Annotated in this window: 14 protein-coding genes; 6 read left to right on the forward strand and 8 right to left on the reverse strand. The window is 59.5% G+C overall.

Annotated features, from left to right (window positions below; genetic code table 11):
- Nucleotides 1–105 precede the first annotated feature (105 nt).
- Nucleotides 106–561: a MarR family winged helix-turn-helix transcriptional regulator gene (locus ACP3TY_RS06280; RefSeq protein WP_426619507.1), complete on the reverse strand. Its 456-nt coding sequence runs from the start codon at nucleotides 559–561 to the stop codon at nucleotides 106–108.
- A gap of 72 nt (nucleotides 562–633) precedes the next feature.
- Nucleotides 634–1,590 carry a LysR family transcriptional regulator gene (locus ACP3TY_RS06285; protein ID WP_426619508.1) on the reverse strand — a complete coding sequence of 319 codons (957 nt, stop codon included), beginning with the start codon at nucleotides 1,588–1,590 and terminating at the stop codon, nucleotides 634–636.
- Between the two features lie 111 nt (nucleotides 1,591–1,701).
- On the opposite strand from ACP3TY_RS06285, the gene ACP3TY_RS06290 reads away from it, so the two are divergent.
- The gene (locus ACP3TY_RS06290) at nucleotides 1,702–2,451 is read left to right on the forward strand and encodes a sulfite exporter TauE/SafE family protein (RefSeq protein WP_172680136.1); all 750 of its coding nucleotides are present in this window, start codon (nucleotides 1,702–1,704) and stop codon (nucleotides 2,449–2,451) included.
- Here ACP3TY_RS06290 and ACP3TY_RS06295 read toward each other — a convergent pair.
- A complete protein-coding gene (locus tag ACP3TY_RS06295; protein ID WP_172680137.1) occupies nucleotides 2,441–3,295 on the reverse strand; it encodes a LysR substrate-binding domain-containing protein in 855 nt (284 codons plus the stop codon). The two genes, ACP3TY_RS06290 and ACP3TY_RS06295, sit on opposite strands and share 11 nt — an antisense overlap.
- Before the next feature lie 97 nt (nucleotides 3,296–3,392).
- Between ACP3TY_RS06295 and ACP3TY_RS06300 the strand changes: the two genes are divergently transcribed.
- Both ACP3TY_RS06300 and ACP3TY_RS06305 read left to right on the forward strand, forming a co-directional pair.
- Entirely contained in the window at nucleotides 3,393–3,608 is a 216-nt protein-coding gene (locus tag ACP3TY_RS06300; protein ID WP_053122393.1) for a DUF1127 domain-containing protein, read from the forward strand.
- A 64-nt stretch (nucleotides 3,609–3,672) separates the two neighbouring features.
- Nucleotides 3,673–4,902: a winged helix-turn-helix domain-containing protein gene (locus ACP3TY_RS06305; protein ID WP_426619509.1), complete on the forward strand. Its 1,230-nt coding sequence runs from the start codon at nucleotides 3,673–3,675 to the stop codon at nucleotides 4,900–4,902.
- A 99-nt stretch (nucleotides 4,903–5,001) separates the two neighbouring features.
- Here ACP3TY_RS06305 and ACP3TY_RS06310 read toward each other — a convergent pair whose 3' ends face one another.
- Nucleotides 5,002–6,348 (reverse strand): class II 3-deoxy-7-phosphoheptulonate synthase, encoded by a 1,347-nt coding sequence (locus tag ACP3TY_RS06310; protein WP_007964815.1) that lies wholly within the window; start codon nucleotides 6,346–6,348, stop codon nucleotides 5,002–5,004.
- A 150-nt stretch (nucleotides 6,349–6,498) separates the two neighbouring features.
- Here ACP3TY_RS06310 and ACP3TY_RS06315 point away from each other — a divergent pair, with 150 nt between their 5' ends.
- Nucleotides 6,499–7,254 (forward strand): spermidine synthase, encoded by a 756-nt coding sequence (locus tag ACP3TY_RS06315; protein WP_053122388.1) that lies wholly within the window; start codon nucleotides 6,499–6,501, stop codon nucleotides 7,252–7,254.
- 102 nt (nucleotides 7,255–7,356) lie between these two features.
- On the opposite strand, the gene ACP3TY_RS06320 is transcribed toward ACP3TY_RS06315, so the two are convergent.
- Entirely contained in the window at nucleotides 7,357–8,148 is a 792-nt protein-coding gene (locus ACP3TY_RS06320; RefSeq protein ID WP_426619510.1) for a crotonase/enoyl-CoA hydratase family protein, read from the reverse strand.
- 424 nt (nucleotides 8,149–8,572) lie between these two features.
- Here ACP3TY_RS06320 and ACP3TY_RS06325 point away from each other — a divergent pair, with 424 nt between their 5' ends.
- Nucleotides 8,573–10,246 (forward strand): DEAD/DEAH box helicase, encoded by a 1,674-nt coding sequence (locus ACP3TY_RS06325; RefSeq protein ID WP_053122275.1) that lies wholly within the window; start codon nucleotides 8,573–8,575, stop codon nucleotides 10,244–10,246.
- Between the two features lie 160 nt (nucleotides 10,247–10,406).
- On the opposite strand, the gene ACP3TY_RS06330 is transcribed toward ACP3TY_RS06325, so the two are convergent.
- A complete protein-coding gene (locus tag ACP3TY_RS06330) occupies nucleotides 10,407–11,174 on the reverse strand; it encodes a DODA-type extradiol aromatic ring-opening family dioxygenase (RefSeq protein WP_426619511.1) in 768 nt (255 codons plus the stop codon).
- Nucleotides 11,175–11,277: 103 nt separating this feature from the next.
- Here ACP3TY_RS06330 and ACP3TY_RS06335 point away from each other — a divergent pair, with 103 nt between their 5' ends.
- Entirely contained in the window at nucleotides 11,278–11,934 is a 657-nt protein-coding gene (locus ACP3TY_RS06335; protein WP_426619512.1) for a thiopurine S-methyltransferase, read from the forward strand.
- Nucleotides 11,935–12,024: 90 nt separating this feature from the next.
- Here the strand turns inward: ACP3TY_RS06335 and ACP3TY_RS06340 are convergent, their stop codons facing one another.
- Together ACP3TY_RS06340 and mobA are read right to left on the reverse strand one after the other, a co-directional pair.
- A complete protein-coding gene (locus ACP3TY_RS06340; RefSeq protein WP_053122269.1) occupies nucleotides 12,025–12,246 on the reverse strand; it encodes a YgdI/YgdR family lipoprotein in 222 nt (73 codons plus the stop codon).
- Nucleotides 12,247–12,324: 78 nt separating this feature from the next.
- On the reverse strand, nucleotides 12,325–12,927 hold the full coding sequence (gene mobA / locus ACP3TY_RS06345) for a molybdenum cofactor guanylyltransferase MobA (protein ID WP_053122267.1): 603 nt from the start codon (nucleotides 12,925–12,927) through the stop codon (nucleotides 12,325–12,327).
- Nucleotides 12,928–12,985 lie beyond the last annotated feature (58 nt).

Below are 12,985 nucleotides of genomic sequence, written 5' to 3' on the forward strand. Positions count from 1 at the left end.
CTGAAACACTTGTAGGAGCTGCGGCACGCTGCGATCTTTTGATCTTAAAAACCAAGGTCAAAAGATCGCAGCGTGCCGCAGCTCCTACAGGGGGAGAGGGTGGAGTCAGGTGAGGCTGTTTTGCAGGTGACTGCGCAGTGCTTGTAGCTCTGCTTGCAGGTTTTGCAGGCGTTCGATGGAGAAACCGCTGGCGCCGAGAATGCATTGCGGAACGGTTTGAGCGCTCTCTTTGAGCTCACGCCCCTTGGCAGTCAGTTCGACGATGACGACCCGCTCATCCTCTCGACTACGCGTACGGCTCAATAACCCTTCACCCTCCAGCCGTTTAAGCAGTGGCGTCAGCGACCCCGGATCGGTGAGCAACTTTGTGCTGATTTCCCCGACCGTCAAACCATCCTTTTCCCACAACACCATCATCGCCAGGTACTGCGGATAGGTCAGCCCCAGCGCTTGCAACAAAGGTTTGTACACCTTGGTCATCATCAGCGAGGTGGAATGCAGGGCGAAGCAGGCCTGATTGTCGAGTAGCAGGTCGTCGCAGGTGTCGCGTTTGGAAGTCATGTCTACGCCTTGATCGTTGATGGTCACGAATCTAGCGCTCGAGTGTTTAATGCGCCAGATAATTTTCCAGCGCTAGTGCCGGCCGAGATCCCTTTGCAGCGCCAGATCCCATGGCGGTGTCGGGCTGAAGCGCGTTTTCAAGTATTCCAGAAGCAAGCGGCTGCGCGAGTGGGTTTGTTGCTCCATGCGCAACGCGTAGATGCCGGTGGTTTCCGGTTTCGGCAGACCGTCGGCGCAAAACAGTGGCAATAATTCGCCGCGGAGCAAGTATTCACTGGCCAGCCACGAGGGCAGATGCGCAATGCCCAAACCGGCCAGTGCCCCGCACACCAAGGCTTCGGCATTGTTGGCGCTCATGCGAATGCGCGCCGGGCGATGCAATTGCAGCTGCCCGTCCTGCTCGAAGCGCCAGGCGAACGGCGGGGCAAGGCCTTCCCAGTCGAGGCCGTCATGTTCGCTCAATTGCGCTGGAGTGCTCGGCACGCCGCGGCGCTTGAGATAGTCAGGACTCGCACAAGCGATGCGCACCATGCTCGCCAGCGGCGTGGCGACCAATCGCGTATCCGCCAGTTGCCCGGCGCGCAGCACCAGATCGACCTTGCCGAGATTGGAACCGCCCATGTCGACAAAACTGTCGATCAGGTGCAACTGCACATCGAGTCCCGGATATAGCACCAGAAAGTCGGCAATCACTGGCGCCAGATGCCTGCGCCCGAACGCCGCCGGTGCATCAACCCGAATCAAACCTTCCGGCGCGCTGCTCAAAGACACGGCTTCTGCGCGAGCCAGTTGCAGCTCAGCTACGATTCGACGTGCGCGTTCGGCGAACGCCAGCCCGGCCGGCGTGGCGAGCACCGCGTGAGTGCTGCGGACAAACAACTGGCTGCCCACGGCGCTTTCCAGGCTGTCGATCCGTCGCGCAATGGCTGATGGCGTCAACGGATGACGACGCGAGACGGCAGAAAAACTGCCGCTCTCCAGCACATCCAGAAACAATCCGAGTTGGTCGGTAAGTTGATTGGGATTCATGGCGAACTCAATGCTTGTGCGAAATCGGCATAGCCATTGTGCGTTGCTGTGCGTTTCCCCGCCAGCCGCGACTGCGTAGGATGATTCGCCTGACGTAAGAGGAATTCGGCTGTGATGGAGTTTTTGTTGTACCTGTTGTTCGGCGCCGCACTCGGCACCCTCGGTGGCATCTTCGGCATCGGTGGTGGCCTGATCGCGATTCCGCTGCTCGGTGTTTGGTTTGGCCTTGATCAACAGATCGCCCAAGGCACGGCGCTGGTGATGGTGGTGCCGAACGTGATGTTGGCGCTGTGGCGCTACCACCAGCGTAATCGCATTGAATTGCGCCACGCGTTGCCGCTGGCGGTGATGGGTTTCTGCTTCGCCTGGATCGGCTCGATCTGGGCTGTCGGTATCGACGCGCAAACCATGCGCATCGGCTTCGTCGCTTTTCTGGTGGTGTTGTCGGTTTACAACCTGTTGAAGATGTTCGGTCGCCAACCTGCCGCGACGTCCGAGATGCGCTACTCATGGCCGTGGCTTGGTGTGCTCGGCGCGGCCTCGGGCACCATGGGCGGTTTGTTCGGGGTTGGCGGCGCGGTGGTGGCGACGCCAGTGTTGACCAGCCTGTTCGGCACCACCCAAGTGGTTGCTCAGGGCTTATCGCTGGCGCTGGCCTTGCCGAGTACCGGCGTGACGTTGGTGACGTACGCGGTGCATCACGAAGTGGACTGGATGATCGGCCTGCCGCTGGCCATCGGTGGTCTGGCCAGCATCAGTTGGGGTGTAAAAGTTGCCCACGCGATGCCGGAAAAACTCCTGCGTGGGCTGTTCTGCGGTTTTCTGGTGCTGTGTGCGGTGATGCTCGCGTTTAAAGTTTGAAGCCTTCGACGATGTGCTCGGCCAGGCACTCGGTGATCGGCGACGGATTATTCAGGTTGCGCACCAGCATGATGCTGGCCTCCGGCAACAACGGCAGGTCTTGGTCGGCACCAAGAATGCGCATGTCCGGAGTGATCAGGCTTTCCAGTTGCGCGGTGATCGCCAGACCCGCGCTGACCACGGCCATCAGCGCCGACAAACTGGTGCTGTTGTAGGCGATGCGGTAGTCGCGACCCATCGCGTCCAGCGCATTGCACGCCCACAAGCGGCAGAAACAATCACTGTTGAACATTGCCAGCGGCAGCGGCGTTTGTTCGTGGGCGCTGAAGTTCTGCGCCTCGGCCCAGACGAAACGCTCCTTGCGCAGCAGTTGGCCGATCTCGTTGCCCGGCTCGCGGGTGACGATCGACAAGTCCAGGTCGGTGCGCTGCAACAGTTGTTTGGTCGACTCGCAATGCACTTCGATCTGGATCAGCGGATAGAACTGGGCGAATCGCGACAGAATCCCCGGCAGAAAACGCATCACATAATCATCCGGCGTACCGATGCGCACGGTGCCGACCATGTGTGGCTCGCGCAGCGTGTTGAACACCTCACTGTGCAATTTGAGGATGCGCCGCGCGTAACCGAGCAGCACCTGGCCCTCAGCCGTGAGGCGCACCTGACGTCCATCACGCTCGAACAACTGGCGCTGTAACACGTCTTCTTCCAGACGCTTCATCTGCATGCTCACCGCCGATTGCGTGCGGTTGACCATTTCGCCGGCGCGGGTGAACCCGCCCTGATCGGCAATCGCGACGAAGGTACGCAGGACATCGGTATCGATACTGGGGTAGGCGGACAATTGATGAATCTCCGTGATGCATGCCATCAGAAACATTCGTTGGATTGATCTTAGCGCCAGGCAGAGACTTGAGCCATCCACAACGGAGGGCAACACGATGAAAGGTCAAAGAGAGTTTGCAGGCGAAGAAAAATTTAGCGGTCACATCGTTTCCGATCTGCTGCACAAGTTTAGCCGCTGGTACGATTTGCACCGTGAACGTGAGTTGCTCGCCAGTCTGAGCGACGAAGCGTTGAAGGACATCGGGGTCAGTCGTGCCGACGTCGAGCACGAAACCGTGCGGCCATTCTGGGACGACCCGATGCATAAATGATGAGGGCGCCGCTACACAAACCACTTTCAGGTGAGGTAGGTTGCGAGCAGACAAGGAGATGCTCATGCCCGCGACACTGTCCTTTTCCCTCAAACAGGCGCGACGACTGGCGCTGGCTGCCCAAGGGTTCAACGGGCGCCAGCCGCCGACCGTCAAAGCCGCTCACGTCAACCGGCTGATCGAACGGCTGGGCCTGCTGCAAATCGACTCCGTCAACGCCGTGGTGCGCTCGCACTACCTGCCGCTGTTTTCCCGTCTCGGTTCCTATTCTTCTGACTTGCTCGACCAGGCTGCCTGGAGTTCGGGGCGACGTCGCACGTTGTTTGAATATTGGGGCCATGAAGCATCGTTGCTGCCGCTGTCGATGTATCCGTTGATGGCTTGGCGCATGCAGCGAGCGCGGCGCGGCGAGGATATTTATCAGCAACTGGCGAAGTTTGGTCGCGAGCAGCAGGACGTGGTGCGTCGCGTGTTGAGTTCGGTGCAAGAGCAGGGCGCGGTGGGCGCCGGCAGTCTGTCGACCCGCGAAGACAAGGCCGGGCCATGGTGGGACTGGAGCGCGGAAAAGCATGCGCTGGAGTGGTTGTTTGCCGCCGGTGAAGTGACGGTGGCGGGACGACGTGGTTTTGAGCGTTTGTATGATTTACCGGAGCGGGTGATTCCTTCTTCGATCTTGCAGCAGGCATTGCCGGATGAAGCCGAGGCGCAACGGGGATTGCTGTTGCATGCGGTGCAGGCGTTGGGTGTCGGTACTGAAAAGGATCTGCGTGATTATTTCCGCTTGAACCCGGCGGATGCGCGACCACGACTGGCGGAACTGATCGAGGCGGGGCAGTTGCAGATGTGCGAAGTGGCCGGTTGGCGGCAGATCGCTTATTGCCTGCCGGAGCCGAAAATCCCGCGCAAAGTGACGGCGAGTGCGCTGTTGTCGCCATTCGATTCGTTGATCTGGGAGCGCAGCCGCACCGAGCGATTGTTTGATTTCCGCTATCGGCTGGAGATTTACACGCCGCAGGATAAGCGGGTTTATGGCTATTACGTGTTGCCGTTTTTGCACAATGAACAGATTGCCGCGCGGGTTGATTTACGCGCTGAGCGAGCGGCGGGGCGGTTGGCGGTGCATGCGGTGCACGAGGAAGAGCCGGGGCTGGATGAGCAGGGGATGTTGGCGCTGGCGATGAATTTGCAGCGCATGGCGAATTGGTTGGGGCTGGAGCGGGTGCAGCTCAATTGTCAGCGCGAGAGTGCGCTGCGGTTGCGGGTGGCATTGGCCAAAATCGACGGCCCCCTGTAGGAGCTGCCGAAGGCTGCGATCTTTTGATCTTGATCTTAAAAAACAACATCAAAAGATCGCAGCCTTCGGCAGCTCCTACAAGGGCGGTGGCGAGGCGGTTTAGCGGCGAACCTGCTTGAGGGTTTCGGCGATGAGGAATGCCAACTCCAGCGACTGATCGGCATTCATCCGTGGATCACAGTGCGTGTGATAGCGATCCGACAAGCCGTCTTCCGTAATCGGCCGCGCTCCACCGATGCACTCGGTGACGTTCTGCCCGGTCATCTCGATATGAATCCCGCCGGCATAAGTGCCTTCCGCTTCGTGCACTTGGAAGAATTGCTTCACCTCGCCAAGGATCTGCGCAAAGTCGCGGGTCTTGTAGCCGCTGCTGGCCTTGATGGTGTTGCCGTGCATCGGGTCGGAGCTCCACAGCACCTGCTTGCCTTCACGCTGCACCGCGCGGATTAGCGCCGGCAGGTGATCGCCGACCTTGTTCGCGCCCATCCGCGCGATCAGGTTGAGGCGACCCGGATCGTTGTCCGGGTTGAGCACGTCGATCAGGCGAATCAGATCATCCGGGTTCATGCTCGGGCCGACTTTCACGCCGATCGGGTTGTTCACGCCACGCAAGAATTCGACGTGAGCGCCGTCGAGCTGACGGGTGCGGTCGCCGATCCACAGCATGTGCGCCGAGCAATCGTAGTAATCGTTGGTCAGGCTGTCGCGGCGCACGAAGGCTTCTTCGTAGTTCAGCAGCAGCGCTTCGTGGGCGGTGAAGAAACTGGTTTCGCGCAGTTGCGGCGAGCTGTCCATGCCGCAGGCGCGCATGAATGCCAGGGTTTCATCGATGCGGTCGGCGAGGTGGCTGTACTTCTCGGCCAGCGCTGAGTTGGCGATGAAATCGAGGTTCCATTTGTGCACTTGGTGCAGGTCGGCAAAACCGCCCTGAGCGAAGGCGCGCAACAGGTTCAGCGTCGCGGTGGACTGGTGATAGGACTGCAGCAGACGCTCCGGATCCGGCACGCGGCTCTTCTCATCGAAACCGATGCCGTTGACGATGTCGCCGCGATAAGCCGGCAGCGTCACGCCGTCGATGGTCTCGTCGTTGGCCGAACGCGGCTTGGCGAACTGACCAGCCATGCGCCCGACTTTGACCACCGGGCAACCGGCGGCGAAGGTCATGACGATCGCCATTTGCAGCAACACTTTAAAAGTGTCGCGAATCTTTGCCGCAGAGAATTCGGCGAAGCTTTCTGCGCAATCGCCACCCTGGAGCAAGAACGCGCGGCCCTGAGTTACTTCAGCAAACTGTCGACGCAGCTCGCGTGCCTCGCCGGCAAACACCAGCGGCGGATAACTGGCCAGGGTTTGCTCGACCTGGCGCAGGTGTGCGGCGTCGGGGTATTGGGGTTGTTGCTGGATCGGCAGGGCGCGCCAGCTGTCAGGGCTCCACGGTTGGCTCATCACGGTCTCTAAGGTTCTACGCACGGAAGGCCATGTTAGCAGCAATTAGTGCGTGACCTGCTCCCGCCCCTTCGCCGACAATCGCCGCTTTGCCACGGCGCCACAGCGGTGCCATCGCGTCACCGCGCCCGGTGACCATCAGGAGACGAAATGACTGAGGAGCGCGTCGAGCATCTGCTCGCCGAAGTACAGGATGAGTTCGGCGTGATTCGCGTGCTGGAAGTGGCCGATTACCGCTTTCTCGAATTCGGCGATGCGATCGAGCAGAGCTGCGTGTTCACCGCTGACCCGAGCTGGCTGGAGTACGACTACACCCGCGCGATGCTGATCGGCGCGTTGTGCCATGAGCAACCGGACAGCGCGCTGTTTCTCGGGTTGGGTGCGGGGACATTGACCCAGGCCTGCCTCAAGTTTCTGCCACTGGAAGATGTTGAAGCCATCGAGTTGCGCCCGGACGTGCCGCGTCTGGCGATCGAATATCTTGGGCTGGATGATGACCCGCGTCTGTACATCCGTGTTGGCGATGCGCTGGAATTGCTGCCGACGGCGGAACCTGCGGATTTGATCTTCGTCGACCTCTACACCGACGTCGGGCCGGGTGTCGGGCACCTGGCCTGGGGGTTTCTCGGTGATTGCCAGAAGCGTTTGAATCCGGGCGGCTGGCTGGTGATCAATCAGTGGGCCACCGATGATGGCCAGCCGTTGGGCGCGGCGCTGTTGCGCGGGCTCTATCACCGGCATTACTGGGAGCTGCCGGTGAAGGAGGGCAATGTGATTCTGCTGGTGCCGGCGGATCTCGATCAGGAACTGGACATGCAGGCGTTGACTGCGCGGGCTGAAGCGCTGGCGCCACGGTTGGGGTATTCGTTGCAGTCGTTGATCAACGCGATTCGCCCGGCGACCTGAGCCGTAACCCATGTAGGAGCTGCCGAAGGCTGCGATCTTTTGATCTTGTTTTTCATAGGATCAAGATCAAAAGATCGCAGCCTTCGGCAGCTCCTACAGGGGTTAAATTCCTTTGAAGATTCCGGGTCGCCGCTCCACAAGCGACCGCACGCCTTCCTTGGCATCCTCACTCGCCAACAACTTCTTCACCAACGCCGGCAAGCCCTGCGTCGCCGCCGTCTCACCCTCATACCGCGCCTGCCGCGCCGACATCAACGTCGCCTGCACCCCCAATGGCGCCTGTCGCGCGATCCGCTCCGCCAATTCCATTGCCCGTGGCAACAAATCCTCACTGGCCATCACTTCCTGCACCAACCCCAAGCGCAACGCATCGTGCGCATCAAACTCATCGCCGGTCAGCAGCCAGCGCATCGCATTGCCCCAGCCGGCAATCTGTTGAAAACGTAAAGTCGCGCCACCAAAAGGAAAGATCCCACGCTGCACTTCCATTTGCGCGAAGCGGGTGTTGCTCGCGCAAAGATTGATATCCGCCGCCAACATGAGCTCGATCCCGATGGTCAGGCAATAACCCTGCGCCGCGACAATCACCGGTTTGCTCACCCGTGGCCCGACGAAAACACCCCACGGATCGCAACCGCCGGTCGGAACCTGCCAACCTTCGGCCAATGCTGAGCTGGCATTTACCAGATCCAGACCGGCGGTAAAGTGTTCGCCATGGCCGAACACCACCGCTACCCGCGCCTCGCTGTCGGCTTCGAACTCGCCATAGGCCAGGCTCAAGTCGTTGAGCAGGTCGAGGTCGAAAGCATTGCGCTTGGCCGCTCGATCCAGTCCGATCAGGTGGACGTGACCACGACGTTCTCGGCTGACGCGGCCGGCGCAGGGCTGATTCATCGGTAGATCCTCGGGCGGGAAGGGCAGGTGCAGCGACGGAATGCCGCACGTCGGTGAATCGTTTAAGCGTCATCGCCCGCAGGGCCGGGCCTTTGAAAAATAGACCTTGGAACGATTATCCGCAAAACCCCATTACACAGCGGTGACACACGCATTTTTCCGATAAAAAAAGCTCCCTTTTTGGGCAATTTCCGGTATAGTGCGCGCCGGCCTTTAACCGGGCCGCGTTTAGGTAGCGCAATTCCCCGAAGTCAGCTTCGGCTGCACGTCCGCACTGCGGGCTCTTCCCGGACGATTCTTTTTTTTCATTCATTCGTTTTCGCAAATCCCCGCCGACAAAGCAGCCAGGGCGACTCTTGAGTCTCAACACGGCATGCGCAGCTTTGGAGCATGGGTCTTTGCGGATGCACTTAGAGGCAGACCCATGACCCAGGAAACCGGCGGCTTCGCCGCTTTTAATCTTAATCCGAACATTCTTGCAGCCGTCATCGCGACTGGCTACGAAGAACCTTCGGCTATTCAGCAGCAATCGATCCCGATCATCATGGCCGGTCAAGACATGATTGGTCAGGCGCAAACCGGTACGGGTAAAACCGCCGCATTCGCCCTGCCCATCCTGCACCGCATCGATCCTGCCAAGCGCGAGCCGCAAGCCCTGATCCTGGCGCCAACCCGTGAGTTGGCGCTGCAAGTAGCAACCGCTTTCGAAACCTACGCCAAGCAAATGCCAGGCGTTACTGTTGTGGCCGTTTACGGCGGCGCGCCGATGGGCCCGCAACTGAAAGCAATCCGTAATGGCGCACAGATCGTTGTCGCCACCCCGGGCCGTCTGTGCGACCACCTGCGTCGTGACGAAAAAGTCCTGTCGACCGTGAACCACCTGGTTCTCGACGAAGCGGACGAAATGTTGAAGCTGGGCTTCATGGATGACCTGGAAGTCATCTTCAAGGCTCTGCCACCAACCCGTCAGACCGTACTGTTCTCGGCCACCTTGCCGCAGTCGATCCGCGCCATTGCCGAACGCCATCTGCGCGATCCGCAACACGTGAAGATCCAGACCAAGACCCAGACCGTTACCGCGATCGAACAGGCTCACCTGTTGGTTCACGCTGACCAGAAGACTTCGGCTGTTCTCAGCTTGCTGGAAGTGGAAGACTTCGACGCCCTGATCATGTTCGTGCGCACCAAGCAAGCGACCCTGGATCTGGCCAGCGCCCTCGACGCCAAAGGCTACAAAGCCGCCGCGTTGAACGGTGACATCGCCCAGAACCAGCGTGAGCGCGTTATCGACTCGCTGAAAGATGGCCGTCTGGACATCGTTGTGGCGACCGACGTTGCTGCCCGTGGTCTGGACGTTCCGCGCATCACTCACGTGTTCAACGTTGACATGCCGTACGATCCAGAGTCCTACGTTCACCGTATCGGCCGTACTGGCCGTGCCGGTCGCGAAGGTCGTGCACTGCTGCTGGTGACTCCACGTGAGCGCCGCATGCTGCAAGTGATCGAGCGTGTAACCGGTCAGAAGGTTGCTGAAGTTCGCCTGCCGGACGCTCAAGCCGTTCTCGATGCGCGCATCAAGAAACTGACCAACAGCCTGTCGCCGCTGGTGGCTGATGCCGAGTCGACTCACGGTGAGTTGCTCGATCGTCTGACCGCAGACATCGGCTGCACCCCGCGTGCTCTGGCTGCTGCGCTGCTGCGCAAAGCCACCAACGGTCAAGCGCTGAACCTGGCTGCAATCGAGAAGGAACGTCCACTGGTGCCGAACAATGCACCGCGTGGCGACCGTCCTGAGCGCACTGGCGATCGTCCTGATCGTGGTGACCGCGAGCGTCGCGCGCCAATGCCTTTGGGCGAAGGCCGTGCTCGTTGCCGTACCGCGCTGGGTGCGCGTGACGGTATCGCTGCGAAAAACCTGCTGGGCGCCATCCTCAACGAAGGCGGTCTGGCCCGTGAAGCGATCGGTCGCATCCAGGTGCGTGACAGCTTCAGCCTCGTCGAGCTGCCGGAAGATGGTCTGGACAAACTCCTGACCAAACTGAAGGACACTCGCGTTGCCGGTAAGCAGTTGAAGCTGCGTCGCTACCGCGAAGATTGATCCGCCCTTGGGCTGATTGATCGCAGATAAAAAATCCCCGACTGGTTCGGGGATTTTTTTTTGCCTGTTTTTCAGGATCAAAAGATCGCAGCCTTCGGCAGCTCCTACATTTGGAATGCGTTCCCCCTGTAGGAGCTGCCGAAGGCTGCGATCTTTTGCTTTAACCGAAGCGGTAAATATCCATCCCCAGCGCACCCATCGTGAATCCCTTGTGCGCCACACTAAACTCACCCCCCGCACCCCGGGCAAAATACAGCGGCAACAAATGCTCATCACTCGGATGGTTGCGCACCGCATTCGGCGCCTGCTGACGATAATCGTGCAGCGCCGCCTCATCGTCGGCCTGCAGCTTGTCGATCACCCAATCACGGAAATCCCGCGCCCATGGCTCAACGCTTTCCGGCCCGGCATGCCAGTCCAGTTCGCGCAGGTTGTGGGTGATGCTGCCAGAGCCGATCAACAGAATCCCTTGCTCGCGTAAACCGGCCAATGCTCGACCCACACGGGTCTGAAGCGCCGGGCCTGCCCGACTTGGCAGCGAAACCTGCACCACCGGAATATTCGCCTGCGGATACATCAGCGACAACGGCACCCACACGCCATGATCGAAAGGGCGCTGCGGGTCGAGACGTGCTGGCAGGTTGTTCGCCGTCAGCAACTGCGCCACTTCTCCAGCCAGTTGCGGATCGCCCGGCGCCGGGTAGTGCACTTCAAACAGCGCACGGGGAAACCCGCCAAAGTCATGCCAGGTTTCCGGTTGCGGATTGCTGCTGACCAACAGTTCGTGGCTTTCCCAGTGTGCAGAGACGATCACGATGGCTTTCGGTGTCGGCAGTTCGGCGGCCAATCGCGCGAGGGCCGGGCCGCTGGCGCCTGGCTCCAATGCAAGCATCGGTGAGCCGTGTGAGATATACAGACTGGGAAACATGAGCGGGCTCCTGAACGGTAAGATGGCCCATCTTCAGTCAGTTCATTGATCTAAATCTAATATAAGTTTTAACGCTTTTTGATCGAATTTTTAGGGGGGATGCATGCAGCCTGAGTTTTGGCACAAGAAGTGGGCTTCGAACCAGATCGGCTTTCATTTACCGCAAGTGAATCCTTATCTACAACGCTTCTGGCCGGATCTGAATCTCTCATCACACGCGCGGGTGCTGGTGCCGTTGTGTGGGAAAAGTCTGGATTTGCTGTGGCTGGCTGGGCGCGGGCATCGGGTTCTCGGTATTGAACTGTCGGAGAAAGCCGTTGAAGACTTTTTCAGCGAGCAACAACTGCAGCCACAGATCAGCGAGCACGGCGTCTTCAAGGTTTACCGCGCTGGCACAATCGAGTTGTGGTGCGGTGATGTTTTCGCGCTGAGCGCTGCGGACGTTGCCGATTGTTCCGCGCTGTACGACCGTGCAGCAGTGATCGCCTTGCCGCCGCCAATGCGCGAGCGTTATGCCGAGCTTTTGCAAAACATCCTGCCGGTGGGTTTGAAGGGGCTGTTGATTACGCTGGATTACGATCAATCGCAAATTTCCGGACCGCCGTTCTCCGTAGACGATGCTCAAGTGCAACACATGTTCGGCGGTGCGTGGCAGATGCAGGTACTGGAATCGCAGGATGTGCTGAGTGACAGCGGCAAGTTTGTGCAGGCAGGTGCGACGCGGCTTGAGGAGCGGGTCTATCGGATAACCGCTCGGTAACTTTCTTGCGCGCATAAAAAATGCCCCGACGTATCGGGGCATTTTTTTAGCCAGGCAAACCGGCTGGGTCAGACGTCGCTTCGAAGAACCTTACAGTTCTTTAACGGTGCGAACCTGATCCTTGTTGATGCGAGTTTCTTTGCCGTCCAGCTGCTGGAACTCGTAGAAACCCGAATCATCATCGTATTTCGGCGTGTCGACGGCCTGGATTTCGCGACCGTCATTCAGCGTGATCACTGTAGGCGACGAGCAACCGGCGAGGGTGGCCAGGCCCAGTGCGAGCATGAGAGAGGCGATGGTCCGTTGAGTCATGGGTGTGTCTCCGAATGGGAATTCTTTTGGTTACTGAGCTTGAGACGTATACAAGGCGTGAGAGTTCCTTGAATAGTGTCAGTCTGACACAGTGTTATGCGCCTTTAACAGTTCGGGGGTGTTGAGGTTGGCCAGTCGCGGGTCATTGTCCGGGCATTCCAATGCAGTGGCGCCGAGGCTGCGCATCACCCGGCCGGGGCTGCGTTCACCGCTGTTCCAGGCGGTTTCGAAGGCTGGCAGCAGGCTCACGGGAATCACGCACAACAACGGTTCCCAGTGCTCGTCGTGCCACAACATTAAAGGTTTGTCAGGATTGTGATTGGCGGTTTCGCGCATGCTTTGCAGCAGTGCTTCGTCGATTCGCGGAACATCGCACGGCAACACCAGCAAGTGCGAATGGCGCGCCGCTTTCAAGCCTGCACGAATACCGGCGAGTGGCCCGGGGAAGTCACCTTCGTCATCCACTACCAATTGATCGGCATAGGTTTCATAGCGTTCGCGATTGCGGTTGCAGGAGATGATCAAGTCGTCCGTCAGCGCTCGTACTTTGCGCTGCAGATGCGCAATCAGCGGTTCGCCGTGCCACTCGATCAAACCTTTGTCCTGACCGCCCATGCGCTGGCCGCGTCCGCCTGCCAGCAGCAGCACGGAACAAGGGGGCAATGGCGTATTTGCGGTCATTCTGGCTCTCCGTAGGGGCGGCGTAAAAAGGGGGCGCTGTGATATAACACCGGGCTGT

Source organism: Pseudomonas rustica, from assembly GCF_049959085.1.
GTDB lineage: Bacteria > Pseudomonadota > Gammaproteobacteria > Pseudomonadales > Pseudomonadaceae > Aquipseudomonas > Aquipseudomonas rustica.

Excerpts from the sequence above, each read along its gene's own strand:
- ACP3TY_RS06280 (WP_426619507.1), bottom strand. The coding sequence starts at position 561 with ATGACTTCCAAACGCGACACCTGCGACGACCTGCTACTCGACAATCAG.
- ACP3TY_RS06285 (WP_426619508.1), bottom strand. The coding sequence starts at position 1,590 with ATGAATCCCAATCAACTTACCGACCAACTCGGATTGTTTCTGGATGTG.
- ACP3TY_RS06300 (WP_053122393.1), top strand. The coding sequence starts at position 3,393 with ATGAAAGGTCAAAGAGAGTTTGCAGGCGAAGAAAAATTTAGCGGTCAC.
- ACP3TY_RS06305 (WP_426619509.1), top strand. The coding sequence starts at position 3,673 with ATGCCCGCGACACTGTCCTTTTCCCTCAAACAGGCGCGACGACTGGCG.
- ACP3TY_RS06310 (WP_007964815.1), bottom strand. The coding sequence starts at position 6,348 with ATGAGCCAACCGTGGAGCCCTGACAGCTGGCGCGCCCTGCCGATCCAG.
- ACP3TY_RS06315 (WP_053122388.1), top strand. The coding sequence starts at position 6,499 with ATGACTGAGGAGCGCGTCGAGCATCTGCTCGCCGAAGTACAGGATGAG.
- ACP3TY_RS06320 (WP_426619510.1), bottom strand. The coding sequence starts at position 8,148 with ATGAATCAGCCCTGCGCCGGCCGCGTCAGCCGAGAACGTCGTGGTCAC.
- ACP3TY_RS06325 (WP_053122275.1), top strand. The coding sequence starts at position 8,573 with ATGACCCAGGAAACCGGCGGCTTCGCCGCTTTTAATCTTAATCCGAAC.
- ACP3TY_RS06330 (WP_426619511.1), bottom strand. The coding sequence starts at position 11,174 with ATGTTTCCCAGTCTGTATATCTCACACGGCTCACCGATGCTTGCATTG.
- ACP3TY_RS06335 (WP_426619512.1), top strand. The coding sequence starts at position 11,278 with ATGCAGCCTGAGTTTTGGCACAAGAAGTGGGCTTCGAACCAGATCGGC.
- ACP3TY_RS06340 (WP_053122269.1), bottom strand. The coding sequence starts at position 12,246 with ATGACTCAACGGACCATCGCCTCTCTCATGCTCGCACTGGGCCTGGCC.
- mobA (WP_053122267.1), bottom strand. The coding sequence starts at position 12,927 with ATGACCGCAAATACGCCATTGCCCCCTTGTTCCGTGCTGCTGCTGGCA.